This window comes from Oryzibacillus soli (assembly GCF_051594765.1).
GTDB lineage: Bacteria > Bacillota > Bacilli > Paenibacillales > NBRC-103111 > Paenibacillus_AR.
On record NZ_JBPPGJ010000014.1, the window covers coordinates 111,208 to 135,525 of the forward strand.

Below are 24,318 nucleotides of genomic sequence, written 5' to 3' on the forward strand. Positions count from 1 at the left end.
GAGGGTGATCTGGAACGAAAAATAGCCCCTTTCGGGGCTATTTTTGTTATGGATGCGTCTATCAGAGGCGCCACTTGTGAAACAGCCTCCTCTATTTTTTGCCTATGCATAAGAAAATTTGGCATTCGGAATTCTACATCAAAATGACTCTTGCGGGAGCTGGACCTTGTGACCTACCTCAACGAAGTGATATGGATCACCGGCTGTTTCCTAATAAGCGCATATCTCCTTCTCTTCCTCCCGATGCACCGGTACCGCGAAGCGTGGGTCGTCTTCTTGTTCAATCAAACCTTGACCTGGGGGATCGGCGTCGTCATCTTCTCCGCAGGCCGGATCAGCTCCCCCGTCCGTCCCTTCCCCAACGCCACGAACCAGTATGTTCTGGACGGCTATCTGTTCTACCCGGCGCTGTCCGTACTCTCCTACTTCTTGGGAGAGCGATGCAGGAGCCGGATGGAGGTGCACCTCCTGACGCTTTCCACAGCCGCTCTGATTACCGCTTGGGATTATACGGAAACCCGCTTTACGAGGCTCAAGGAATATAAGGGCGGGATAACCTCTCTCTACGTATTTCTAATTGCCGCCGCCGCTCTTTATCTGACACGATGGTTTGCCTTGCGTTTCTTCCAAGACTTACACAAGGAGAATTCCCGCCGTGAAGATTGATCCGAACTCGATCGTGGAAGCCGGGGTATGGGGCATTTCCTTAGGATTGTTGATCTTCTCCTGCAGTAAGGATTGGAGGAAAGCCTCTCTCAGCTTTATCTTTATGCAGCAGCTTACTTGGCCCCTCGGCATACTCGCTGTGGAATTAGGCGCCGTGGAATACCCCGTCCGATTCTTCTCCCATACCATCAGCACCAGCTTTACCTATGAGTTTTTGGCGCTTCCGGCTGTAGGGTCCGTCTTCTGCGTTTGTTTCCCGTTTGGCCGGCGGAGGTCCGTGAAGGCTGCCTATATCCTGGCTTACCCGACGGCGTTGACGGTCGGAGAAGTCATTTTGCTGCACAACACGGATCTCGTCCGCTACATTCACTGGAATTGGATGATCACCTGGCTGTCCATTACAGTCACCTTGCTGATCCATTTCCGGTACTTCCACTGGTTCTTCAACCCTGCCCGCACCCTTGGACGCTTGGCTAAGGGTTGATCTTCCATAAGCCCGACCGGGGGCGTACTATCGTCATGTGGCCCACGTACCGGGTCCCCACCCAGACCAGCAGCACAGCCAGGGGAAGACTTAGCCCAGCCGTAGCCCCAAGGTGGCCCCAATCCGGGTGGGACCGGGCCAAGTCCGACAGCTTCGGGAGCCACAACGCGGCCAGCCTGTTCTGGTTCATGGTGATGGTGAAGATCATCACGGCCAGCAGCAGCCCGGCCATGGGGTTCTTGTTGGAGGCCAGCACAAGGCCCGTGAAGCATCCGAACATTACCGTTACGATCAGCATACCGAGCAGGATGACATAAACGGCCCACTCCGCATCTTGTGCCAGGCTGCCGAGGCTCCCCTGATCGGCCAGTGCCGCCAGAGCCAGCCCTGTCCAAAAGGAGGCATAAATGCCGGCCGTCCATCGTCCCGATTGCCGCCAATAGGCATAGATACGAGAGAGCACCAGCGTCCAGCGGGACACCGGAACCGCCGCCCACCATTCGGATCTGCGCATTTTGATATCCGCCGTGATGGAGATGGTTTGGAACAGCAGCAGGAGATACCCGCAGACTCCGCTCAGTACGAGGGGCGCCAGTAGGGTGGGGGCCGGATCCCCATACCAATATAGCCCGCCTGCCGCTAAGCCTGCCATGACCAGCACCTTGACCGCCCTTCCCGGAGTGGTGTCCGTATAAGCGGAGATCCGTTCCCCCTCCATCCGGTGCAGCGCGCGGAAGGGTGACATCGGGCGGCTCTGCCGGGTAATTCTGCCGGAGGTTTGATCCGGGTACGCCGGATCGCCCGTGACGGCCAGCGACCCGGTGCTGTTGCGCGGATCCGCCAGATTCTGCAGGCCGAATTCTGCTGTCAAGCGCAGCAAGCCCAGGGCCAGCGGCCACCCCACCATCACGATCCCGGCGCAAGCGAGCCAGATCGACCGGGAGGATACCTGCGTCCCGAATTCGAATCCGGAATTCCGGATGATGGAGAAGAAGGCCCCCCATCCGCTCATACTTGGAGCAAACCAAAGTATGGTATAGAGTCCCAGAAGCGCCAGCCACCCCTTGCCGTTGCGGAAGAAGACCGTGGTGAACAGGCTTGCGGCCGCCAGTACGGGAATGGCGGCGGCGCTGATGGCCGCCAGTCCCGCCAGAGAGAGCCCGTTCTCGACCTGGGGAGCACTGCCGGATCCGGTCCACGGGCTGATGCCCCAGGCACTGCCGACACCTGCCCAGCCCACCGCCAGCAGCAGATACCCGAGCCGGCAGTGGCTGCGGAACCGGGCCCATGCCAGCCGGAGCCTGGAAGCCGGAAGCTGCAGCCACCAGATCCGGTTCGGGTCGGCCCGAAGCGTATATTCCGACAGAAACAGGAGGAAGCCCAAGGTTCCGTATATAAACAGCATGGCGGCGGCGAATGCGGATTCCACGGAAACCGGCTCCAAGCGGAAGCAGAAATTCCACACCATGGCCGCGAGAAACAATCCGTACAGGAGAAGAACCGCCGCCGCACCACCCTTCCAGCCGGGCACATAGCTGCGGTACCGGGACCATTCATAACGGACCAGCGCATCGGTTCGCATCCTGTTCATCGCTGGAACACCTCCCGGTATCGTCCCTCCACCGATCGGCCCTCCTGGCGCAGGCGCTCCACATCCTCCTGTCCGACGAGGCGTCCGCCATCGATGAACAGGAGCCGGTCGAAGAGGTTCTCCATCTCCCGGATGTCATGGGTGGCGATGAGAAAGGTCCGGTCCCCGTCCGCCAGAGAGCGGACGACCGAGGAGGCGATCCTCTCCCGGGACAGGAGATCCACCCCGGTGAAGGGCTCGTCGAGGATGACCAGCGGCGCTCTACGGGCCAGACAGGTCAAGAGCTGCAGGCGGGCCTCCTCTCCGCGGGACATGGAAGCGATCTTCGCGGTCCGGTTGATGCCGAGGCTGATCTGAAGCTCCTCGGACGCTGCCGGATCCCAGTCAGGGTAGAGCCCTTCGGCCAGCACCAGCCATTCGCCGGCAGTCAGCCAGCCCGGGAGGCTTCCCCGGTCGGGCAGGGCCGCGATGCGGATCAGCTGCTCCGGACCGGCAGGCTGTCCGAAGACGGACACGCTGCCTGCATCCGGCGGGACCAGACCGCTGATCAGCCGGAACAAGGTGGACTTGCCCGCGCCGTTCGGACCGAGCAAGCCGGTCAGGCTGCCTGCGGGCACCCCGAAGGTAATTCCGTCCAATATGGTTTTCTTCTTGGCCTTCATCGTTACATTGCGGCATTCGATCGCCCATTCCGCCATCCTTCATTCCTCCCATTCCGCGAGCTCCAACAGCCCGCGCACGCTTAACCCGAGGGATTCGGCCACTTCATGAAGCTCTCGGACGGCAGCTTGCGCTATTGCCTTGCGCGCCGCCGCTATCTGCGCCGTATCCCGTGTGACATAAGTGCCTTGACCCCGGAAGGTCTCCAGTAAATGATCCCGCTCCAGCTCCTGGTAGGTCCGGGCGGCGGTGGTCGGATTGATCCGCATCACCGCCGCAAAATCGCGGACCGACGGCAGCCGGGTGCCCGGAAGCAGCTGCCTGCAAGCGATCCGGGCCCGGATCTGCTCCACATACTGCTCGTATAGGGGCCGGGACGGATCAATACGGAACGACTCCGGGTGAAAGACCTGAGAGTCCGATTCGTTCATGAGAACCTCCCTTGCTTCTGTACTGCGTGTATGGATATACGCCATACAGTTTTAATGACTGAAGTGTACCATTCGCCACCATACAATGTCAACAGGCGATTTACATTTTATCCCTGAGCCAGCCCCACCAAATAAAAAGCACCCGCAGCTCCGAAGCCGCAAGTGCCGTTCCCGGCCTTAGGACCGGTCGTCTTCTATTGGATGATCTTCATGAACGTTCCTGCCCTGCACCGGATTCTAACCGAAGAAGCCTCGTGGCCGATACCATCCCTGCGCTTTCCAGCGTCCGTTTGGAAGCGCGGTTGGAATACCCGCAGCCGCAGATCGGCGTCACCCCTATTCCGTAGCAGTGGGCCTTCAGCCTTAGAATAATGTCCCTGCCGACTCCTGCCCTTCGGTACGCTTCCCCGACGAACATGCCGATGCTGGCGACACCGGGCTGCAGGATACTATCCTCCTTCACGCCTATGCCAAGGAGCCGGCCGCCTCTCCGGTAGACAAAAAGCTCCCCTGCCGCAATCCGTTCCCCGTGCCGGTCGATGAAATCTCCCGAGAGCTCCACGAGCTCCGGAATCTCCTCCTCCCGCGCCTCCCGGAACTCCCCGTCCGCCAGCGCCCCATCCGGTTCCATAACCGCCAAGCTGTCCTGGAAGAAGTAAGCCTGCTTACGCACCGTCCACTCCCGGTCCAGAGCCATGCTCAGGAACAATTCGTCGCTGGTCGGAACGAACATCGCGTCAACCCCCGTATTCTCCAGCACTCTCGAGAACAAGGCTTCCGCCTGCCGGCGGTAGGCCCGCCTGACATAGAATTGAGTCAGCAGCTTCCCCCCGTAGACCGCGTAATACCCCGCCTCCTGCTCCTCCACGCGCAGCACGCTGACCTCCGATTGGAGGATGTGTTCCTCCAGGAACGAATCGATCGGCGACGACAAGCTCCCGACATACTCCCGCACCATAGGCTCCACTTGCTCCAGACGACGGAATGATTCTAACATCCGATCCCTCCTCTTTCATGGTCCTCCCTATTGTACGGTCACCCCCCTGAACACCACACGAGAAAAAATGGGTTGTAGCCAAAATCCCCTCCCCGGAGGAGCCCGCCTCCGGGAAGCAACGGCCAAGAAGCCCTGCAGGATCTCTCCTGCAGGGCTTTCATAGCTGCCATAGCCGCATGGCGGTATCGAAGGGATGCGCAGAAGCGGCGGCGGCCAGGCTGCAGCGATGTTCATCCGGGGGATGATCTCCCCGGCGCCTTCGCCAGACTGGCCCGCCGGACGAAGGACATGGGCAGGCGTTCTCCCGTTCGGGGCTCTCCTCCCATCATCCCCACCAGCTTCTCGATAGCCGCGTATGCGGCCTCCACCCGGGGATACTCCAGCGCCGCAATGGGCGGATGGGTCTCCGACACCATCAGGATGTTCTCCGAGCCGATGATGGAGAGCCGACCCGGCACACTCCATCCCCGTTCCCGGCAGGCGGATACTGCCCCGATTGCCGTAAGGTCGTTGACGCACACCAGTGCGGTGAAGATCGGCTCGCCAGGCAGCGCCATGACGGCTTCACGGGCGGACTCGTAGCGGCCGCCCCCCTCCAGGAAGTCGCAGCGGATGGCTTGGAAGCGCTCCTCCGAACGCAGCGCCCGGTCGAAGGCCATCCTCCGAGGGTGCAGCGGATCGGACGGATTCCCATGGCCGATGTAGGCAATATGCCGGTGGCCCAGATGGCAGAGCTCCCCGATAACCTCCCGGTAGCCCGCTTCCCAGTCCACATCGACGGCAACCACCGTTTCCTGAGGCAGGGACGACGCCATGACGGACACCAGCGGAACCTTCCGTTTCTCGAAGAACTCCACCGTTCCTGCCTCCAGGCTCTGCCCCAGAAGCACGATGCCGTCCACCCGGCCGGCCAGAAGAGTCTTCAGCTCGTGCTCCCGATCGGGATGATAGCTGCGGTACGTGACCATATACCCGCTCCTGCGGGCCGCTTCCTCCAGGTGCAGAAGAATCCCCGCCTCGAAGGGGTTCCCGATGAAATTGGTCAGCACCGCAAGCTGGTTGCTCTTCTTGGTCTTCAGACTGCGTGCGGTCAGGTTGGGCAGATACCCCAGCTCCTCCACCGCCTCCAGAACCTTCTTGCGGGTCTCCTCCTTGACGATGCTCTTATTGTTCAATACGTATGAGACGACTGCGACGGAAACCCCCGCGCGCCGGGCTACCTCGTTGCGTGTAACCATATTCGGTCTCCTGACTATGCCATTTATCCCATCCCGCATTTGCAGGCGTATATCCCAAGTCTATCCGTTTTGGGTAAAAATGCAATCGGCGGACCCCGCCGCACAGGAGCTTGCAAGCCCGCCGCCTATTGTCTTCCCGACTCTATACGCTTGTCCGAAAGCAAAAACGGCAGCCCGGACGGATCCCTCCCGTCTGAACTGCCGCTTGTCTATTCACGATGGACTACGCCCGGAGGGCGCGTACGGCTACCAGCTCCGCATGGCGGCTGCCGTTGGTGGACTCGGCCACCACCCGGATGGCGTCGGTGCTGACGGGCTGCGCCAGCTTATGGCTGATCTTGCGCTTGCGGTTGCCGGTGCCGCTTGCAAGGACGATCCATTCGCCTTCGGCCTTGGCCTCTACCCGATAGTCCTTCACCAGCTCCGGCATGATATCGAACGGCGTTCTGTGGTGGTGAAGGTTGATCAGGTCCTCGTTCACATCGTCGTTCCAGATCAGCTCCACCTCGCCGATGTCCGCTTTGTCCGTCCAAGCCAGCTCCAGGTACTCCGCACGGCCCGCTTCCATCGGAGCGGAGAGCCACATGTGTGGTCCGCCGTAAGGTCGCAGGTATCCGTCCACCGCCTTGGCAGGATGATAGACCGTAGAAGCGGCGCCTTCTGCCGCTTGGGAGCGGAAGCAGAAGGGCTTGCGCACCAATCCGCGCATGCTCCACTGTACAACAGGCTGCTCCGGCTGCTGCTCCTCCATGTTGGAGGAAACCCGCGGCTTCTCGCCCTTGGAGAAGGTCAACACGCCGGAGAGCGTATGCTCCGACAGGTGCAGCTTCACGTCCGGGTTGGCCTTCACGACGACAAAAGCGTTCCGTGCCCGCTCCGGCGTCCACTCCAGCCCGAAGGCCGCCCACTGGCGCTCGCCGGCCTCCACTCTGACGCTCTTCGTGTCCAGCAGGTTGGCCGGCACATAGTTCTCGTCCAAGCCGGTATCCCACAGCTCCACCGTAACCTCCGTTGCCTTGGCGGCATCCACCAGGAGCTCGAGGCTTCCGAGGGACGGCTCCACCGGGAACAGCAAGCCGGCGTCACGCTCCAGCGCATAGGTCCCCGCCGAGGTCTCCAGCGCGGGCCGCTGCATGCAGCTGGAGGCGGTAACTGCAGCCAGCGGCGCCAAGTCCCGCGCGTCCGTATGCTTCAGGCCGATGACGGAGGCGTCCTGCTTCAAGAGGGTCATCTGCAGATCCTGCAGATAGTCGGTATACAGCTCCCGCGGCGTCACGCCCTTCTCCACCGCCAGCGCCGCGCCGGTGCCCGCCGCTTCGCCCATGACCGCACAGGTAGCCATGACCCGGATGGTGCCGAAGGCCACGTGGGTGGCGCTGACGTTCCGGCCGGCGAACATCAGGTTGGAGCAGTTGGCCGAGTACAGAGAGCGGAACGGAATGTGGTAGACACCGTCCGAATACAGGTGCTTGGAGCCGCTCTCCGTGGAGTACATGCCTTGCGGCGGGTGCAAGTCGATGGACCAGCCTCCGAAGGCAACCCGGTCCTCGAATGCCTTCTGGGTCACCACGTCCTCCTGCGTCAGCACATAGTCGCCGATGAACCGGCGGTATTCCCGCTTGCCCGGCATGGAGCCCACCCACTCCAGGGCCATGTTGTCCGCGTCGAATTGTCCGGAGTTCTTGATGAAATCCCAGATCCCATAGATGGCGGACCACAGCTCGTCACGGATGCGCTCGTTCTCGTGGACGGTGTCCAGCTCGCCGCCCCACTCGATCCACCAATAATGGCAGCCGGAGTCGCCGCTGCGGATGACCCGCTTCATCGGGATGGTCGTCTTCGTGATGTCCTTGGCGAAGCTGGGAGGAACGAACTTCACCGGTGCGCCCGTGTCCTTCGTATAGAAGAGCAGGGTGCTGCCCAAGGTGATGTCGTCCGCCACCTCGGGGGCCCAGTCCTCGTTGAATTCGTGCCGGGCTTCGCGGCCGATCCGGTATTTGGCTCCCGCCAGGAAACCCACAAGTCCGTCGCCCGTACAGTCCAGGAACATCTTGCTCTCGAAGGTGATCCGGCGCTCGGAGCCCATCATCCAGCCGGTCACCGATTGGATGCTGCGGTTGTCGGCATCCCCTTCGGCCGCCACTTCATGCACGTCCGTATTCAGGAAGAGCCGGATGTTCGGCTCAGCCCGCACGGTTTCCAGCAGGGTCAGATCCCACAGGTACGGGTTCCCCTCAGGGTTGCGGTATTGGTTCTCGACGAACATTTCCCCCATGACACCAGTTTCACGGGCAAACCGATGCGTGCCGTGAGCCGTCGCTCCGCATACCCATACTCGGACCTCACTGCTGGAGTTGCCGCCCAGAACCCCACGGTTATGGACCAGCGATACGGTACGCCCCAGCCGCGCCGCCGATACCGCCGCACAGATTCCGGCCAGACCGCCTCCAATAACCGTCACGTCGGATTGCACCAATTCGTATTTCATCTCATCCACCTCGGTTGTAGGTTTCTTATCCTTGGTTTCATCATAATCCTTGTGAGAATCTTTTTACATGCACCATTTTGACGGATTGCATATCTTTTATTTCACAAAAAAAGACGAGGGAGCCAAGCGGGGACAAACCGCCGCATAGCTCCTTCGTTTCGTGAATTATAATAGCTCCGGAGGCTTCCGGTGGCGGGTCGCCTGCTCATAGCCATAGGCCAACCGAAGCAGAACGGGCTCGCTGTAGGCGGTGCCTACGAAGGTAAAACCTTGGGGTCCCTTGGTGGGGTAGCCCCATCTGCTCGTGCCGCCGGTTTCCGCATAGCCCGCCGGAACGGTAATGACCGGGTAGCCTGCCCGTGCCGCCAGATCTGTGCCCCCCTCCGTGCCCAGGAACACCAAGGCGTCCAACCCGTGCACCTCCAGCGCGTGATCGATGCCCTTCTGCCGGCTCAGCTCCAGGTTCCTGCGTTTGCTGGCCAGGTACGTCTCGTCATTCATGTCGCCGCTTACGGCCTCGCTGTCCATCATCCGGGCCTGTCCGTATTTCAGCGCCCGGTCTGCGTGGCGTTCGTTGAAGGCAATGACCTCCTTCAAGGAGTGAACCGGCACCGATTCGGGCAGCCGGGACAGGTAATCATTCAGATCCTTCTTGAAGTCGTACCTCATCACGATGGGGTCCCACTCGGTGCCTTCGCAGGGGAGCGACACCGGGTCCACGACTTCGGCCCCCGCCTCCCGCAGTACCCGGACGGCTTCCTCGAACATCGCCTGCCGCTCTTCGTCCAGCCCGCTCAGCAATCCTCGCGCAATGCCGATGCGGGCCCCCCGCAGGCCATCCTCCCGGAGGAAGACGGTGTAATCCGGATGGGTCCGGCCCGCGGATGCGGCCGTATCCGCATCCCGCTCATCCGCCCCCGCCAGGGCGCCCAGCAGGATGGCGGTGTCCCTTACCGTCCGGGTAATGGGACCGGCGGAATCCTGACTGTGAGAGATGGGGATGATGCCGTAACGGCTGACGAGACCTACGGTCGGCTTCATCCCTACGCACTGATTCTGGCTGGCCGGGCTGATGATGGAGCCGGAGGTTTCAGTACCGATGGCCGCAGCCGCCAGGTTCGCCGCCACGGACGCCGCCGACCCCGAGCTGGAGCCGCCGACGAAGAGCTCGCCGGGGCCGTACGGGTTGAGCACCTGCCCCCCTCGGGAGCTGTAGCCGGCCCACATGTTGTAGGACATGTAGTTGGCCCACTCCGTCATGTTGGCCTTGCCCAACAGCACGGCCCCGGCCTCCCGCAGCTTGGCCGCGACGAAGGAGTCCTCCGGCGCGATGGAGTCCGTCAGGGCGATGGATCCGGCGCTCGTATGCATCCGGTCATGGGTATCGATATTGTCCTTCAACAGAACCGGGATGCCATGGAGCATGCCGCGTCCGCCCCGGTCCCGCCGTTCACGGTCCAGCTCCCGGGCGATGTCCAGGGCATCCGGATTCACCTCCAGCACCGAGTTGATCAGAGGATCCACCCGGCGAATCCTTTCGAGATACGCCTCTACCAGTTCCTCCGCAGTCAGCTCGCCGGCCTCCATCGCCCTCTGCATGGCGGGTATGTCTTTTTCGATAATCCAGATGTCCAGCTTGGTCATGCCATCAACTCCTCCTCCACCAGCTCCGCTGCCCGCCGGATGCAGACCTCGCAATAGCGGGCGCTCATATTCTCCTTCTTGAAGCGCCGCCGTCCCTCCTCGGTCCGCAGGTCGACGCCCAGAATCTCGCTGCACAGGTCGCTGCCGAACCGGATCTTGAACTGGGCCGCCATCTCCTGAACCTTGGCATAGGTTCGCTCCTGGGCTTCCGTGTCGTCTCCGCGGATCTTCCCATACTTCAGCCCCGCCAGCATGTAAGCTCCCGCCAGCGCCCCGCACGTGCCCTGCAGCCGCCCCATTCCGCCGCCGAAGCCTGCCGCCACGCGGAGAGCCGTATGTTCCTCCAGTCCCAGCTCCTGGCTGTAAGCGGCTACAACCGACTGCGAGCAATTGAAGCCTTCTCTGAACCTCCGAATGGCAAGCTCCACCCGTTGTTCCATCGTTCCTTCCCTCCCTGACGTACCATTTGGCTCTATTATACATCCCGGTGGAGGCGGACGGGAGACGGATTCTTGGGGTACGATGTGCAGGCGAGTTTGTGAGACTGTATGTATTTTGACAGTTACATTCAAAATATATTGACAATTACTTTCACTTTATATAGACTGTCTTTATCAATCCAATATCACTTCTATCAAAAGGTGGTTCGCCGTATGATCCGTTCCGAAAACCGCAAATGGTGGGTGCTCTTCTCTCTGACCTTCGGGCTGCTTGCCGTCGGGCTCGACATGACGGTGCTGAATGTGGCTCTTCCGACGCTGGCTACCGACCTGTCGGCCAGCATCGGCCAGCTCCAATGGATCGTGGACTCCTACAACCTGGTGCTGGCCGCCATGCTTCTGCCTGCCGGCATGCTGGGGGACCGCTTCGGCCGCAAAAAATTCCTGCTCTCCGCCCTCGTCCTCTTCGGCGCCGCTTCGGCGGCTTGTGCCTACTCCGGCATCCCGGCCATGCTGACCGGGATGCGCGCGCTCCTGGGACTGGGAGCGGCCTTCCTGATTCCGCTGTCCATGTCCGTGCTGCCGGTACTGTTCACCGGAGCCGAGCGGACCAAGGCCATGATGATCTGGGCCACCGCCAACATGCTGGGCATTCCCCTTGGCCCCATTCTGGGCGGCTGGCTGCTGAAGCACTATTCCTGGGGCTCCGTATTCCTCATCAACCTGCCGCTGGTGGCGGTTGCCCTGATCGCCGTGGGGCTCCTGATGCCCGATTCCCGCAGCGCCCGGCAGCAGCGGTTGGATCTTCCCGGCGTGGCGGCGTCCAGCATAGGCCTTGTCGGCGTCACCTACGGCGTCATCCGCGCAGGGGAGCAGGGCTGGGGCAACGCCGGAGCGCTGGCTTCCTTGGCGGCGGGACTATTGATGCTGACTGGCTTCGTCCTCTGGCAGCGGAAGTCCCGGCACCCGCTCATCGACCTGTCCCTGTTCCGCTCCGCGAGCTTCACCTGGGGCACCCTCCTGGCCACGTCCGTCTCCTTCGCCTTATTCGGCTTGCTGTTTGCGATGCCGCAGTATTTTCAAGCGGTGAACGGAGCGGACAGTCTGGGAACCGGCATCCGGCTGCTCCCGCTGATCGGCGGGCTTCTGGTCGGCGCCAAGTCGGCCCAGAGCCTGCTCCCCAAGCTGGGCGCCAAGTATGTCGCCGCCCTGGGCTGCGGCTTTATGACTGCGGGTCTTGCGGCGGGTACCTTCACCAGCCTTGGCTCCGGCTACGGCTTCGCCGCATTCTGGATCACTGTCACCGGTCTGGGCCTCGGCCTCGTGCTCCCGACGGCTATGGACTCTGCCTTGGGGGAGCTCTCCGCAGAACGCAGCGGCATCGGCTCCGCCCTCATCATGGCGCTGCGCCAAGTCGGCGGAACCATCGGGGTGGCGCTCCTCGGAGCGGCGCTGAACGCCGCTTACCGCAGCGGGCTCGTCCTCGACGGTCTGCCTCCGCAGGCGGCCGCAGCCGCCAGGATCGGCGTCTCCGCCGGAGCCGCCGCAGCGCGCCGGTTAGGGTCTCCGCAGCTGCTCGGGGCGGTGCAGGACGCTTTTGTCAGTGGAATGGGGAGGATGCTCTGGATCTGCGGAGGCATCGCAGCGGTCAGCACGGTGCTGGCGCTGATCTTCCTTCCCCGGCATACCGTCCAGCCGGAGAAGCCGTCCGGGGCCGAGGCCGGAGGGTTCCACTAAATCAAGGGGTTGTCCCCCTCCCCGCAATCAAGGTAAACTAAGAAGACGAAGTGGTGAGTACGAACATCGTCTTCATTAAGGACCTGCCTGGAGGGAATCATGTCGATGGAAGACCGGATCAAGCTCGGATTGCGTGAACGGAAGAAGATCAAGACCAGGGCCAGCATTCAGCAGCAAGCCCTGCGGCTCTTTCGCGAGCAGGGGTATCAAGCCACCACGGTGGAGCAGATCGCCGAGGCGGCCGAGATTTCGCCCAGCACCTTCTTCCGGTACTTCCCGACCAAGGAAGCGGTTGTCCTGGAGGACGACTACGACCCTATGCTGATCGAGGCCTTCCGCGGACAGCCGCCGGAGCTCACCCCGGTTCAGGCCTTCCGGCGGGCCGCCTGGCAGGGATTCGAGAACATTCCGCAGGAGGACCGGCAGGCCGTGTGGGAGCGGATCTCCCTCTCCATGTCCGTTCCGGAGCTGCGGGCTGCCGCCATGTATCAGGTGGCGAACACCGCCAACATGGTGGCGGAGCTGATGGAGGAGCGAACGGGGCGGAGCGCCGGCGAGCTGCCCGTACGCAACCTGGCCGCGGCCATCATCGGTGCGGTCATCGCCGCGCAGCTCTATTATGCCGAGCATCCCGAGAGGGAGTTTGCGGAGGTGCTGGACGAGGCGCTGTCCCATCTGGAGGCGGGCTTCCCGTTGTAAGATGGGGATGTGCAGGTCAACCGGGATGCTCTGCCCTGTCAGCAGAGTTCGAGCAGAAGCACCATGCGGTATGAAATAGCCCCTTTCGGGGTTATTTCTGCATAAGTGCGCTTGTTCCGGGCGTGCTGAACGGAGAAATAGCCCTTTTCGGAGCTACTTTTGCGGGCGGGCCCCCCACGCTGCGTGAAATAGCTCCTTTCGGGGCTATTTCTGCATAAGTGCGCTTGTTCCGGGCGCGCTGAACGGAGAAATAGCCCTTTTCGGAGCTACTTTTGCGGGCGGGCCCCCCACGCTGCGTGAAATAGCCCCTTTCGGGGCTATTTTTGGATAAGTACGCGTGTTCCGGGCGCGCTGAATAAGAAAAGATGCTGTCCCCCTAAGTAGTTGGGACAGCATCTTTTTACTTGATCATACAAAGACCCACTCGATCGCCTCCCGCTCCCGGAGAAGCCCCGCCAGACCGTCCAGATTCAGCACCGCCGGCGCTGTCTGGCCCTGATCCCGGAAGTACGCCGCGAAGATGAGCTGGATGGCGCACATAACCTGGAAAGCCGAACGGCGCTCGTCCTCCGAGAGGGGACTGACCGATTCGTAGCCCTTCCGCAGGGCGGCCAACAGCCGGAGCCACTGTCCGGGATCCCGGTCCGGGGCGTAGTCCAGTATCCACTGGGAGGTGGCGAGATAGCAGAGGTCGAACAGCCGGATTCCCAGCTTCGTGATCTCAAAATCCAGGAAGCCCAACGCGCCCCCGGGCTCCTCCACCATATTCCCCGGATGGGGATCCCGGTGGATGGGCTGCCTCGGCAGAGTGCGGAGGACCGGGTACCAGGAGACCCGCCATTCCTCCGCAAGCCCCGTGATCCATGCCCGCTCCCGCTCCGACCGCGCCGCCGCGCTGGCTCCGGGAATGGCCCAGTTCTCCAGCTCCCGCTCCAGGTCCATCACCGGGTACTCCGGCATTCCCCGCAGAGCCGACAGCCCCCGGTGAAGCCGCGCCAAACCCTGGCCGTAAGCCGGGCCATCCTCCGGGGTCAGCGCCTGCCGGATCGTTCCCTGCAGCGCCTCCGCCAATACATAGGTCCGGCCCTCCCGCTCCGCCGACCTTCCGCCGCTGCGGACCGGCAGGTAGCGCGGCATCCGGACTCCCGCTTGCTCCAAGGCTCCCTCCACAGCCAGATCCAGGAGAAGCTGGGCAGGGCCCCGGAGCCTCTTCAGGTAGCGGACGGTGCCGTCCGACAGCCGAAGCCGCCACACTTTACCCGGGCTGCCGGGCACCTCCTCGAAGCCGTCGATGAACGCCATCGGCCACTGGACCGCCGCCCATTCCTGCAGCCCCAACGGTCTTGCATGTCCGGAGGCTTCTTCCGCCTCCGCAGCCTCCGTAGGCTTACACACGGCGAATACCGCCGCCTCCCGTTCCAGCTGCCACAGCTTCAGATCCGTAAAACCCGCCTCAGCCAACAGCTCCGACTGGGTCCCGGCCGAGAACGGGATATCCACGTGATATTGCTGCGTCTGCCGGGCGCCTCCTTCCTCAGGCAGGCTGCGTTCACCCGGCTCCGACAGCTCTTGCGCCCTCCGCAGCAGTTCCCGTTCCTTCTCCTCCGGAACTATGCAGTCGCCCTCGATGTAGAGCCCGCCGGGCTTCAGTGCGCCGTGCACCGCCGCGTACAGCTTCCGCTTCTCACCGCTCGTCAGATGGTGCATCGTGTACACGGACACGACATAGTCGTAATCCGCGCCCAGCGGAAGCTCCAGATACGAGCCCTGCACCAGCTCCAGCCGTTCCCCCAGCGCCGCATGCTTCATGCGGAGCCGGGCCAGCATCCCCTCCGACACATCGATGCCGGTTATCCTCGCATTCGGGACCCGGCGGAGCAGAGCCGGCAGCTCGTTGCCCGTGCCGATGCCCAGATCCAGAATGCGGACCGGGCGATCCGTCGTCTCGATCCGGCCGGCCACCGCCTCATAGAATCGTTCATAATCCTCGAACATCTCCCGCATGTGGGCATCATACCCCTCCGCGCTGGCGTCAAAAAACGCACTCATTTCCTCAATCATCCGGCTCTCTTGTCCAGACATGGAGTCATTCCTCCCAAGTTAGGGCCTGTAGCTCGAACCACCCGTCCCTTCGAGAGCCTCCCGACAATCGGCCCGCACTATTCCCCCCAAAAAAGCGTCCCTTCCCGCAGGATGGAACGCTTCGAAGGTACAGACGTCTCATAAGCCCCGGTGTGCGCACACCGTATGCCTAATCCCTCTTCCGGGCGGCATTCCTGCAACGGGTATAAGGGCAGAAGGCCCTCTAATATGCTGCTGCGGTGCGATCCCTTACAGGTTGGCCGGCATACGCGATGCTCCCCTCATTTCCAGATAGCACCACCTTACACCCGGGGCCCCGCCCTTGAATAGGACTATAACCAAACTTTCCGCCCCGCCTCCGCCAAAAAGCAGCCGCCTCTCCCTTCTCCATGAGCCGGGCCTCCCGATCCCCGCGGACCTTCACCTCGACGAGTCCTTCTGCGGCCCGCCTGCCGGCTATGACCCGGTACGGAATACCGATGAGATCCGCGTCCTTGAATTTAACCCCAGCCCGTTCCTGCCGGTCATCGAGCAGTGCCTCCACACCGGCGGAGGTCAGCGCCCGGTAGAGCTCCTCCGCCGTCTCCATCTGGACGGCGTCATGGGCTGCGGCCGGGAGGATATGGACCCGGTACGGCGCTATGGATTCAGGCCACAGGATGCCCTCCGCGTCATGATGCTGCTCGACTACGGCGGACAAGAGGCGCGACAGCCCGATGCCGTAGCAGCCCATTAGGAAATGCTGCTCGCGGCCCTCCGGTTCCTTGTATACGGCGCCCAGCTTGGCGCTGTACTTGGTGCCGAGCTCGAACACGTGGCCGAGCTCCATGCCCCGGCGGAAGAGCAGCCGGCCTTCCCCGCATCGGGGACAGCCTTCCCCTTCCTTGACATTGCGGAAATCCCCGGTCTCCTCCAAGCTGAAGTCCCGGCCCGGGCGAACGCCCCGCAGATGGGTATCCGGCCGATTGGCTCCCGTGACGGCGACCGTCAGGCATGCGGCGCGGAGATCTGCAAGCATCGGAACGTCCAAGCCCACAGGCCCCGCGAAGCCCAGCGGCGCGCCTGTCACCTGCTCGGTTAAGGACGCATCCGCAAGCTCCAGCGTATCCGCCTTCAGATAGGCCTTCACCTTGATCTCGTTCACCTCATCGTCGCCCCGGACCAGCACGGCTACGGGACGGCCATCCGCCACATAGAGCAGCGTCTTGATGATCCTGCCGGCCTCCAGTCCATAAGCGGCAGTCAGCTCTCCGATGGTCCGGATACCGGGCGTAAGGAACGCCTCCGGCCGGTCCAAGATGCCGGTTACGTCCGAGTTCGCCTCGTTCGGGACGGCTGTAACCGCCCTGACGCTTTCCTCGCCTGAATCCGCCTCCGTAATCCCAAGGCCGGCTCCGCCCGCGCCCGCTTCGGCGCTATCTTGGACGGGCTCGACGGTCCGGCTCACCGCTTTTTCCAGATTGGCGGCATAACCGCAGCACTCGCAATACACCACCGTGTCCTCTCCGATGTCGGCCAGCGCCATGAACTCGTGGGTTCGGCCCTCGCCGCCGATGGTCCCCGCATCCGCCTCCACCGCCCGGAACTCCAGCCCGCACCGCTGAAAAATCCGCTCGTATGCTTCGTACATCCTCCGGTACGTTTCGCCAAGGCCCTCCCAGCTCGCGTCGAAGGAATAGGCGTCCTTCATCAGGAATTCCCTGCCTCTCAGAAGGCCGAACCGGGGACGCCGCTCATCCCGGAACTTGGTCTGAATCTGGTACAGGGTCAGGGGCAGCTGCCGGTAGGACGAGAGCTCCCCGGCCGCCAAGGCTGTGATGACCTCCTCGTGGGTGGGACCCAGAGCGAACTCCCGGCCATGCCGGTCCTGGAGACGAATAAGCTCAGGACCGTACTGCCCGTACCGTCCCGACCGCTGCCAGAGCTCCGCTGGCTGCAGGGCCGGCAGCAGGAGCTCCTGGGCCCCGACGGCATCCATCTCGGACCGGACGATGCCCGCAATCTTGTTCAGCACTCTCCAGCCCAGCGGAAGATAGCTGTAGATGCCGGAAGCCAATGGCCGGATGTACCCTCCCTTCAGGAGCAGTCTGTGGCTCGCCGCCTCCGCTTCGGACGGGATCTCCCGCAGGGTGGGCAGGAACAGGTGTTGTTGTCTCATCGGCTCATCATCCTTCCAGATCAGATTAGGGGCAAAAATAAAAACGCATCCGTCCGGGACGAATGCGTTCGTGGTACCACCCGTATTCCACCGCAGGCTGCATCCGGGCGTCCATGACGGTTCATGGGCGCACTCAGGCAGGTACGGTGCTTGATTGAGGTAACGGGAGCCGGCTCCCGGCGGCGGGTTAGGCTCCTTGGGAGGGATGCCGTTCTCCGCCGCAGCTCGCAAGAGGGGAAGGACGAGCCGTGCCGGGAAGCCTCGCAGCCTGGAGCTCCCTCTCTGTTGCGGCCGATGCCGGTCCTTATGGTCTTGGTCAACACTGTTGGAATCTTTTGAATTTTCACTACTTTACAACAGGGCGGCAGCAGTGTCAAGAGGGCTCACATTTCGGATGGGTGAAATGCAACATTTTCCCAAATGCCGCGTTTAATGCTTAGATGATGGGAGGGATATGAACATGTTGACGAAACTGCCCGCTCTCTTGGCCGCCGGAATCTTCCTTCTCCCCTTTGGCGGCATGGCCTCAGCTGAGGAGCAAGCCGTGTCCTTCCACGTGACGTTGATGGAGAACACGCCCTTTTACAGCACGCCTGACGGAGAAGCAGCCCCGGACGGAGCCCTTGCGCCTCAGCGGGTGCGCGTGACTCTGGCCGAGGACCGGTACCAACCGTCCGCCTGGTCCCACAATGCGCCGCATTGGTACCGGTTGGATACCTGGCAGGGTGAGCGATGGATCCAGCTGGTGCCTTATCAGACAGGTGACGTGGAGCAAAAGGACATCTGGCTGTGGCTGCCGGACGTCACGCCGCTGCACGAAAGCGCCTACCCCACAAGCGCAGCCTATCTCCAGCTCTCTCCGCAGGTGGTCCATGCCACGGCCTACTACCGCAGCAAGACGATCGACGCCTTCCAGGTGGACACCTGGGAAGGACCCAAATGGATCACCTCGTTAGCCCAGCCCTTCTTCCCAGTCCGGCAGATCCGCGAATCCGTTCAACTCGCGACCACGGCCTCCCTCTTCGAGAGGCCCCTCCTACCCAGCCGTTCCTCCGAGCTTCCGCCCGGCACCTATACGGCCGATCTGCGGGCTGACGGGGACTGGACCCGAATCGTCACTCCGAACGGGGAGAAAGGCTGGATCAACACGAGGTATGTACAGCCCGAGGGAGCCATTTTGGCGGATGAGCCTGTAGAGGTAACCGTACCCACCCCGCTTGCCAAGTATCCGGACAATTACGACGTGTACATGGGAGAGATCGGGCCGCAGTCCGTCCGTTCCTTCCAAAAGTGGATTCCCCCCCAAGGCGAGACCTGGTACCGCATCCGCACTTGGAAGGGCGATGCCTGGATCCGTCCTCTTCCGGGCGGCTATATCACGAAGGAAACGGCTCTCGAGCTGGGCAAGCGGATGGATCCGGACGGGGATGCGGATTGGAGCGTGGCATTCGAGGAGAATTACCGGCTGGAGCCGTCCCAGAAGGGACGTCCCGTATGGGCGGTAACGGCGGTTTACCCGGCCGGCAACAAGATGATCGTCTGGATCGACGCCGTTACCGGCAAGCAGATCAGCCTGACCGAGATCGAAGGCGGCGGGCTGTAGGAACCGTCACGTTATTTCGCCGCTCACAGCGGGAACAATAGTGACATACTATCCAACCTATAAGGAGCGAATCCATGAACGACATACAAGCGGTCAAGTCTCCGGGCTTGATGGCGAACCGGTTTTTCCAGACCATTCTCTTGTCCAACGTATTGCTGCAAATCGGCATCTGGGTGCGCAACTTCGCCATCCTCATGTACGTGGCTGACAAAACCGGGGAAGATCCCGTGTCCATCTCGCTGATCTCCGTGGCGGAATTCCTGCCGATCTTCATCTTCTCGTTCATCGGCGGCACCTTCGCCGACCGCTGGCAGCCCAAGCGGACCATGATCTGGTGCGACCTGCTGTCGTCGGTGTCCGTCTTCGTCGTCCTGCTGTCCATGCAGCTGCAGATCTGGCAGGCGATCTTCTTCGTGACGCTGGTGTCGGCGATCCTCTCCCAGTTCTCCCAACCCTCCGCCATGCGGCTGTTCAAGGTTCACATCCCCGGGGAGCAGCTGCAGCAGGCCATGGCCTTGTTCCAGTCGCTGGTGGCCATCTTCATGGTCATCGGGCCGTCTATGGGCGTCTTCGTCTATCAGCGCTTCGGAATCGGCTGGGCGGTCATCGTCATGGGCGTGGCGTTCCTCCTCTCCGCGATGGTGCTGTTCCGGCTGCCGGCGGATGAGCCCGTCCAACGGGAAGAGGCGGAATCCCGCAAGGGCCGCTTCCGGCAGGAGCTGGCTGTGGGCTTCCGGTACGTGTACCGGAGCCGGGTGCTCCGCTCGCTGGGGCTGACCTTCATCCTGGCGGGTGTCGCCGTCGGCATCTCTCAGACGCTGGGCTTGTTCGTCGTAACGGAACGTCTCGGGAAGCCCAAGGAGTTCCTGCAGTTCCTCATGATCGTCAACGGCTGCGCCATGCTGTTGGGCGGAGGCGTCGTAGCCGTCATCGCCCGCAAAATCACTCCCCAGCAGCTCCTAGCCCTGGGGATGCTGATCGAAGGCGTCTGCACCATCGGCATCGGCTTCTCCCGAAGCCTGCCGCTGACCTTGTGCCTGCAATTCCTGGCAGGCTTCTTCTTCCCGACCATTCATATCGGCATCAGCACCATGATCCTGAAATGGTCGGAGACCTCCATCGTAGGCCGGGTCAACGGCATCCTGAACCCCATGTTCGTCGGCACGATGACCCTCATGATGCTGGCCGCCGGGCCGTTGAAGAAGGTGCTGCCGCTGGAGGCGATTTTTGCCGCGTCCGGGGTGTTCATGCTGGTGGGAATGACCGTGCTGGTTCCACTCTTCCGCTTGAAGCCTCCGGAGACGGCGGACGTTCCGGCGGAACCGGGCGCTGCGGCTGATCTGCTCGAGGGGTAAGCGGGGAAGGCACATGAACAAAGGCGGCCGTGCAGGGAATCCCCCCTGTTTCGACCGCCTTTTTGCATCATAACCGGCTCAGCACCGAAGTTTCTGCATCCCCGTTTGTTCCGCCCAGTCGCGCTTAAGCTCCCTTTAATCGGACTGGCTCACTCTGCCGTCCGCTCCCGGCTTCTCCCGTCAGGGCCGCCCGGCGCGATGGGGAGATACAGGTCGATGGAGCCCAGGTGCTCGAACTCCTCGTTCACGCCCAAGTGCTCCTCCAGCCACAGATGGCTGCCGTGGACATACTTGCTCTCCGACAGCCACAGGCCGAACCGCTTCCACGCCGCAGGCAGCGCCTCTCCGCCTCCCTTGACATTCATTACGGCGTACAGGCCGCCCGGCGAGGTCATGAAGCGGACGCCTTCCCCTCGCTCCACATAGTCCTCCGGAAGCGTGACCCAGACCACATACCCATATTCCTCCTGCCCTTCCTGCGGATTCGGGTTGTTGAACCCGAAGAAGCGCAGGCCGTCCCGCTCCGTATGCAGGCCGCTGTCCTTCTTCAGCCACTTCGCCAGCCCCCTCCACGCCCCCGTCTCCGGGTCCTTGCCATAATAGCGGCAGGCCGCCACCCGCTGAGGAGGCAGCTCCTTCAGCACCTTGATCTCCGGATACTTCTCCGCCAACCCTGCATCCTGTATGCCGATATAACGTTCCACCACATTCGCCCTCCCGAATTCGAACGCCACCCTCCTGCGCTTCGACTCGCTGGGGAGCATCCCCGCCGCCCTGCGGAAAGCCCGGCTGAACGCCTCGCCGCTCTCGAAGCCGTAGCGCAGTGCCGTCTCCAGGATACCGGCCTGCCCGTCCGCCAGCTCATACGAGGCAACACTTAGCCTCCGGCACCGGACATATTCCTTCACGGTATGGCCGGTCAAGGCGAAGAACAGCCGGTAGAGATTGGCCGGCGACATATAAGCCGCACGCGCCACCTCCTCCAGGACGAGGTCCTCCGTCAGCCGCTCCTCCATATAGTCGATCGCTTGCTGGATCCGTTCGTAATAATTCATGAGGCGCCTCCTTGCGTACCGGTACGAGGATCAGTATAGCCTCCCGGCCCACCCTGCTTCCTGATCTTTTTTCTCAAAAATCCAAGGCCCTGGCCAGCCGGGCAACCCCTTCCCGGATCAGCGCCTCGTCCAGATGGCCGTAGCCCAGCAGCAGCCGGGTCCACCCGCCCTCCAAGGCGGCGGCCCACACCCGCTCCCGGCGGAGCCGCTCCTCCCAGTCCCCGGGCAGAGACCGGTCCAGCTCCGCCACCAGATGAAGGCCTGCCGGCTGGCCGCAGAACCGGAGACCCGCTTCGCCCAGCCGCTCCTGCAGACTTGCGGTCAGCGCATCCCTGCGGCTCCGGTACAGCTTCTTCATCCGCCGGACGTGACGGGCCAGCTGCCCGCCGGCGATATAGCGGGCCAGCGCCCGCTGCTCCACTCCGGGCGTCTGGTAATCGGTCAGCCGCTTCAGACCGATGAAGGGGGCCGTCAGCTCCCGGGGCAGCACTGCATAGCCGATCCGCAGAGCCGGGAACAGGATCTTGCTGAATGTGCCGATATAGATCACCCGCTCCGGCGCCAGGCTCTGCAGGGACTGAACCGGGGCCCCGCCGTAGCGGAACTCGCTGTCGTAATCGTCCTCCAGCACATAGCCGCCCGTTCGCGCCGCATAGCCGATCAGGGCAATCCGGCGCTGGATCGGCAGGATGCCGCCCATGGGAAACTGATGGGACGGCGTGACATAGATGCACTTGGGACGGAGCGCCTCCGGGTCCGGCAGGAGCTCCGTCATCATGCCCCCGTCATCCACCGGGATCTGGCTCAGGCTCGCTCCGGTGGAGGCCAGAATCGTCAGCAGGTCCCCGTTAGTGGGCCCTTCCGCCAACACGCGATCCTCCGGACCCAGCAGCAGGCGGGCGGCCAGCTGCAGCGCCTGCACCGCGCCGGCGGTGACCACGATGCGCTCCGGCTCCGCCGCCACCCCGCGGGTCCGCTGCAGATACAACGCCAGCTCCCGCCGGAGCTCCGGATCTCCGGCGGGCGGCCCGTAGCCCAGCTCCAGGTCCGCTTCCTCGAGGCAGACCCGCTGGAGCAGAGCGCCCCATTGGCGGCGGGGAAATCGGTCCAGTGCAGGCACGCCGGAGCGGAAGGAGATGACCCCATCGCCTTCCCCCGGTCCTCCTGCAGAACCGTCGGCTTGCGGACCGAACGTCGGCTCCAGTGCTACTCTGCCGGGATCCGGCAGACTTGCCCCGCCTCCGCTAATGGCCTCCCGACGAACCGCCGAAGCGCCCTCCGGCATGCTTTTCCGCTGCGCCGGCGACATGCCACCCTCTCCCTGGAGCTGGGCTCCCTCCACCACGTAGGTGCCTGAGCCGGCCCGCCCCTCCACGAAGCCTTCCGCCAGGAGCAGCTCATAGGCTTCCAGCACCACGTTGCGGGACACCCGGAGCTCCTCGGCCAGCTCCCGGGTAGACGGGAGCTTGGCGCCCGCAGCCAGCTCGCCGGACAGCATAGCCGTTCGGAGGGCCCCATAGATCTGGCGGAGCATCGGCTCCTTCTGCCCCTTGTCCACAGAAAACCACATATCACCGGTCCCCTCCTCAAGTGGTACTACCCAAATTGGTTTCAAGCGGATCTACAGCCAACCACTTTCTATTTGCTACAGTATACAATAAATCCCAACTCTGAAGGAGGCCCCCCTCATGAAAAACCGTCCGGGCTTCGCCCACCTGGAATTGACCGCATCCGCCCTCTTGATCGGCAGCTCCGTGGTGGCGGGCAAGCTATCGGCCACCCGTCTGCCGGTATTCCTGTTCCAATCCGCCGCACTGGCTTCCGCCCTCCTGCTCCTCCTGCCCCTCATCCTGCTGCGCCGCAGCCCGCCGGCCAAGCTTACGGCGAAGGACCTGCTGCTCCTGCTGCTGCAAGCCTTCCTCGGCATGTTCCTATTCCGGGTGCTGCTGCTCTATGGGCTGAAGACCGTCTCCGCCGCCGAGGCGGGGGTCATCACCAGCCTGACGCCGGCCATGGTGGCCCTCCTCTCCTTCCTCTTCCTGAAGGAACGGCTCAACTGGCGCCTCGCCGGCGGAGTGGCCCTTTCTCTCGCGGGCGTGCTCGTGCTCGAGGCACCGGGCATGTCCGCCTGGCTTGCCCCCGGCAAGAACCCCACCTCCATGGCCGGCAGCCTCCTGATCCTGCTGGCTGTCCTGGGCGAGGCCATGCTGACGGTCCTGCGCCGCATGTCCTCGCCCCGTGTGACGCCCCTGCTCGGCACCGTCTGGGTCACCGGCTTCTCCTTGATCCTGTTCCTTCCCTTCGCCCTGGCTGAGGGACGGCACTTCGACTGGTCCGGCGCCGGGAGCGGCGATCTGGGGCTGGTGCTCTATTACGGCCTGTTCGTCACTGCGGCCGCCTACGTCCTCTGGTTCAGCGGGGTTAGCTGCACCTCCGCAGGCACCGCCGCCGTCTATACCGGCTTCATTCCGGTCAGCACCCTGCTCCTGTCCTGCGGCATGCTGAAGGAGCCGTTCTCCTATTCCCTTGCGGGTGGAGCGGCTTGTGTCATCGCCGGAATGCTGCTGGTGTCCTTCAGCCGGAATCCGCCGGCTCACCCTAGGGACAGCACGGCACTGACGGCGGCCACCGCAAGCACCCCCACCGAGATGGCGCAGCACACATAGGTACCGGCCGAGCGGCGGTCCCGGCCCCTCCAGGCTGCAGTCAGCTGCCGGACGGCAAAATACGCCCCCAGCACGTTGGCGACCCAGACGGCAGCGATCAAAGCCGCAGGCAGCCACCCGTTGGATGAACCCGAGCCGTGGTGATGGTGGTGGGCCATCTCTGTCGCCGTCCCCAAGAGGACGGGCAGAAGCAGCCAGTGAATGCTGTGCAGGATAATCACAGCCGCCGCAGATATCAGGGAGTAGACGGACCACCTGGACCCCTTGGCCATTACGGCCGCATTACGCTCCATACGAGAACCCCCTCCGTTGTTCATAAGATCA

At 62.8% G+C, this 24,318-nt stretch carries 20 protein-coding genes; 7 read left to right on the forward strand and 13 right to left on the reverse strand.

Annotated features, from left to right (window positions below):
* Positions 1 to 168: 168 nt before the first annotated feature.
* Together ACSEXW_RS19260 and ACSEXW_RS19265 are read left to right on the forward strand one after the other, a co-directional pair.
* Positions 169 to 666: a CBO0543 family protein gene (locus ACSEXW_RS19260; protein ID WP_438447798.1), complete on the forward strand. Its 498-nt coding sequence runs from the start codon at positions 169 to 171 to the stop codon at positions 664 to 666.
* Entirely contained in the window at positions 656 to 1,150 is a 495-nt protein-coding gene (locus tag ACSEXW_RS19265; RefSeq protein WP_438447799.1) for a CBO0543 family protein, read from the forward strand. Before ACSEXW_RS19260 ends, ACSEXW_RS19265 begins: the two co-directional genes overlap by 11 nt.
* Here the strand turns inward: ACSEXW_RS19265 and ACSEXW_RS19270 are convergent.
* From ACSEXW_RS19270 to ACSEXW_RS19305, 8 genes are all read right to left on the reverse strand, one after another.
* Positions 1,140 to 2,741 carry a hypothetical protein gene (locus ACSEXW_RS19270; protein ID WP_438447800.1) on the reverse strand — a complete coding sequence of 534 codons (1,602 nt, stop codon included), beginning with the start codon at positions 2,739 to 2,741 and terminating at the stop codon, positions 1,140 to 1,142. The two genes, ACSEXW_RS19265 and ACSEXW_RS19270, sit on opposite strands and share 11 nt — an antisense overlap.
* A complete protein-coding gene (locus ACSEXW_RS19275; RefSeq protein ID WP_438447801.1) occupies positions 2,738 to 3,439 on the reverse strand; it encodes an ABC transporter ATP-binding protein in 702 nt (233 codons plus the stop codon). The genes ACSEXW_RS19270 and ACSEXW_RS19275 overlap by 4 nt, the downstream gene beginning before the upstream one ends.
* A gap of 3 nt (positions 3,440 to 3,442) precedes the next feature.
* Entirely contained in the window at positions 3,443 to 3,832 is a 390-nt protein-coding gene (locus ACSEXW_RS19280) for a GntR family transcriptional regulator (RefSeq protein WP_438447802.1), read from the reverse strand.
* A 208-nt stretch (positions 3,833 to 4,040) separates the two neighbouring features.
* Positions 4,041 to 4,829 carry a GNAT family N-acetyltransferase gene (locus ACSEXW_RS19285; protein ID WP_438447803.1) on the reverse strand — a complete coding sequence of 263 codons (789 nt, stop codon included), beginning with the start codon at positions 4,827 to 4,829 and terminating at the stop codon, positions 4,041 to 4,043.
* A 230-nt stretch (positions 4,830 to 5,059) separates the two neighbouring features.
* Positions 5,060 to 6,067 (reverse strand): LacI family DNA-binding transcriptional regulator, encoded by a 1,008-nt coding sequence (locus ACSEXW_RS19290; protein ID WP_438447804.1) that lies wholly within the window; start codon positions 6,065 to 6,067, stop codon positions 5,060 to 5,062.
* A gap of 223 nt (positions 6,068 to 6,290) precedes the next feature.
* Positions 6,291 to 8,555 carry an FAD-dependent oxidoreductase gene (locus ACSEXW_RS19295; RefSeq protein WP_438447805.1) on the reverse strand — a complete coding sequence of 755 codons (2,265 nt, stop codon included), beginning with the start codon at positions 8,553 to 8,555 and terminating at the stop codon, positions 6,291 to 6,293.
* Positions 8,556 to 8,720: 165 nt separating this feature from the next.
* Positions 8,721 to 10,199, reverse strand: a complete 1,479-nt coding sequence (locus ACSEXW_RS19300; protein ID WP_438447806.1) for an amidase family protein — start codon at positions 10,197 to 10,199, stop codon at positions 8,721 to 8,723.
* Entirely contained in the window at positions 10,196 to 10,639 is a 444-nt protein-coding gene (locus ACSEXW_RS19305; protein ID WP_438447807.1) for a C-GCAxxG-C-C family protein, read from the reverse strand. The genes ACSEXW_RS19300 and ACSEXW_RS19305 overlap by 4 nt, the downstream gene beginning before the upstream one ends.
* Before the next feature lie 213 nt (positions 10,640 to 10,852).
* Between ACSEXW_RS19305 and ACSEXW_RS19310 the strand changes: the two genes are divergently transcribed.
* On the forward strand, positions 10,853 to 12,376 hold the full coding sequence (locus ACSEXW_RS19310; protein ID WP_438447808.1) for an MFS transporter: 1,524 nt from the start codon (positions 10,853 to 10,855) through the stop codon (positions 12,374 to 12,376).
* Between the two features lie 99 nt (positions 12,377 to 12,475).
* On the forward strand, positions 12,476 to 13,075 hold the full coding sequence (locus ACSEXW_RS19315; protein WP_438447809.1) for an acyl-CoA-like ligand-binding transcription factor: 600 nt from the start codon (positions 12,476 to 12,478) through the stop codon (positions 13,073 to 13,075).
* Between the two features lie 408 nt (positions 13,076 to 13,483).
* Here the strand turns inward: ACSEXW_RS19315 and ACSEXW_RS19320 are convergent, their stop codons facing one another.
* Positions 13,484 to 15,157 (reverse strand): methyltransferase domain-containing protein, encoded by a 1,674-nt coding sequence (locus tag ACSEXW_RS19320; protein ID WP_438447810.1) that lies wholly within the window; start codon positions 15,155 to 15,157, stop codon positions 13,484 to 13,486.
* A 223-nt stretch (positions 15,158 to 15,380) separates the two neighbouring features.
* On the reverse strand, positions 15,381 to 17,315 hold the full coding sequence (locus ACSEXW_RS19325; RefSeq protein ID WP_438447811.1) for a proline--tRNA ligase: 1,935 nt from the start codon (positions 17,313 to 17,315) through the stop codon (positions 15,381 to 15,383).
* A 460-nt stretch (positions 17,316 to 17,775) separates the two neighbouring features.
* Here ACSEXW_RS19325 and ACSEXW_RS19330 point away from each other — a divergent pair, with 460 nt between their 5' ends.
* Together ACSEXW_RS19330 and ACSEXW_RS19335 are read left to right on the forward strand one after the other, a co-directional pair.
* Positions 17,776 to 18,918: a PepSY domain-containing protein gene (locus ACSEXW_RS19330; RefSeq protein WP_438447812.1), complete on the forward strand. Its 1,143-nt coding sequence runs from the start codon at positions 17,776 to 17,778 to the stop codon at positions 18,916 to 18,918.
* 74 nt (positions 18,919 to 18,992) lie between these two features.
* The gene (locus tag ACSEXW_RS19335) at positions 18,993 to 20,273 is read left to right on the forward strand and encodes an MFS transporter (RefSeq protein ID WP_438447813.1); all 1,281 of its coding nucleotides are present in this window, start codon (positions 18,993 to 18,995) and stop codon (positions 20,271 to 20,273) included.
* Positions 20,274 to 20,422: 149 nt separating this feature from the next.
* On the opposite strand, the gene ACSEXW_RS19340 is transcribed toward ACSEXW_RS19335, so the two are convergent.
* A complete protein-coding gene (locus tag ACSEXW_RS19340; protein ID WP_438447814.1) occupies positions 20,423 to 21,328 on the reverse strand; it encodes an AraC family transcriptional regulator in 906 nt (301 codons plus the stop codon).
* A gap of 73 nt (positions 21,329 to 21,401) precedes the next feature.
* Complete coding sequence (pdxR, locus tag ACSEXW_RS19345; protein WP_438447815.1) at positions 21,402 to 22,898, reverse strand: MocR-like pyridoxine biosynthesis transcription factor PdxR; 1,497 nt, start codon at positions 22,896 to 22,898, stop codon at positions 21,402 to 21,404.
* A 118-nt stretch (positions 22,899 to 23,016) separates the two neighbouring features.
* Between pdxR and ACSEXW_RS19350 the strand changes: the two genes are divergently transcribed.
* Positions 23,017 to 23,994 carry a DMT family transporter gene (locus ACSEXW_RS19350; RefSeq protein ID WP_438447816.1) on the forward strand — a complete coding sequence of 326 codons (978 nt, stop codon included), beginning with the start codon at positions 23,017 to 23,019 and terminating at the stop codon, positions 23,992 to 23,994.
* On the opposite strand, the gene ACSEXW_RS19355 is transcribed toward ACSEXW_RS19350, so the two are convergent.
* The gene (locus tag ACSEXW_RS19355; RefSeq protein WP_438447817.1) at positions 23,922 to 24,287 is read right to left on the reverse strand and encodes a hypothetical protein; all 366 of its coding nucleotides are present in this window, start codon (positions 24,285 to 24,287) and stop codon (positions 23,922 to 23,924) included. The genes ACSEXW_RS19350 and ACSEXW_RS19355 overlap by 73 nt on opposite strands.
* Positions 24,288 to 24,318: the final 31 nt, after the last annotated feature.

Coding starts and splice junctions, on each gene's coding strand:
- ACSEXW_RS19335 (WP_438447813.1), top strand. CDS start 18,993: ATGAACGACATACAAGCGGTCAAGTCTCCGGGCTTGATGGCGAACCGG.
- pdxR (WP_438447815.1), bottom strand. CDS start 22,898: ATGTGGTTTTCTGTGGACAAGGGGCAGAAGGAGCCGATGCTCCGCCAG.
- ACSEXW_RS19285 (WP_438447803.1), bottom strand. CDS start 4,829: ATGTTAGAATCATTCCGTCGTCTGGAGCAAGTGGAGCCTATGGTGCGG.
- ACSEXW_RS19315 (WP_438447809.1), top strand. CDS start 12,476: ATGTCGATGGAAGACCGGATCAAGCTCGGATTGCGTGAACGGAAGAAG.
- ACSEXW_RS19275 (WP_438447801.1), bottom strand. CDS start 3,439: ATGGCGGAATGGGCGATCGAATGCCGCAATGTAACGATGAAGGCCAAG.
- ACSEXW_RS19355 (WP_438447817.1), bottom strand. CDS start 24,287: ATGGAGCGTAATGCGGCCGTAATGGCCAAGGGGTCCAGGTGGTCCGTC.
- ACSEXW_RS19280 (WP_438447802.1), bottom strand. CDS start 3,832: ATGAACGAATCGGACTCTCAGGTCTTTCACCCGGAGTCGTTCCGTATT.
- ACSEXW_RS19300 (WP_438447806.1), bottom strand. CDS start 10,199: ATGACCAAGCTGGACATCTGGATTATCGAAAAAGACATACCCGCCATG.
- ACSEXW_RS19270 (WP_438447800.1), bottom strand. CDS start 2,741: ATGAACAGGATGCGAACCGATGCGCTGGTCCGTTATGAATGGTCCCGG.
- ACSEXW_RS19350 (WP_438447816.1), top strand. CDS start 23,017: ATGAAAAACCGTCCGGGCTTCGCCCACCTGGAATTGACCGCATCCGCC.
- ACSEXW_RS19330 (WP_438447812.1), top strand. CDS start 17,776: ATGTTGACGAAACTGCCCGCTCTCTTGGCCGCCGGAATCTTCCTTCTC.
- ACSEXW_RS19325 (WP_438447811.1), bottom strand. CDS start 17,315: ATGAGACAACAACACCTGTTCCTGCCCACCCTGCGGGAGATCCCGTCC.
- ACSEXW_RS19320 (WP_438447810.1), bottom strand. CDS start 15,157: ATGTCTGGACAAGAGAGCCGGATGATTGAGGAAATGAGTGCGTTTTTT.
- ACSEXW_RS19295 (WP_438447805.1), bottom strand. CDS start 8,555: ATGAAATACGAATTGGTGCAATCCGACGTGACGGTTATTGGAGGCGGT.
- ACSEXW_RS19310 (WP_438447808.1), top strand. CDS start 10,853: ATGATCCGTTCCGAAAACCGCAAATGGTGGGTGCTCTTCTCTCTGACC.
- ACSEXW_RS19290 (WP_438447804.1), bottom strand. CDS start 6,067: ATGGTTACACGCAACGAGGTAGCCCGGCGCGCGGGGGTTTCCGTCGCA.
- ACSEXW_RS19340 (WP_438447814.1), bottom strand. CDS start 21,328: ATGAATTATTACGAACGGATCCAGCAAGCGATCGACTATATGGAGGAG.
- ACSEXW_RS19305 (WP_438447807.1), bottom strand. CDS start 10,639: ATGGAACAACGGGTGGAGCTTGCCATTCGGAGGTTCAGAGAAGGCTTC.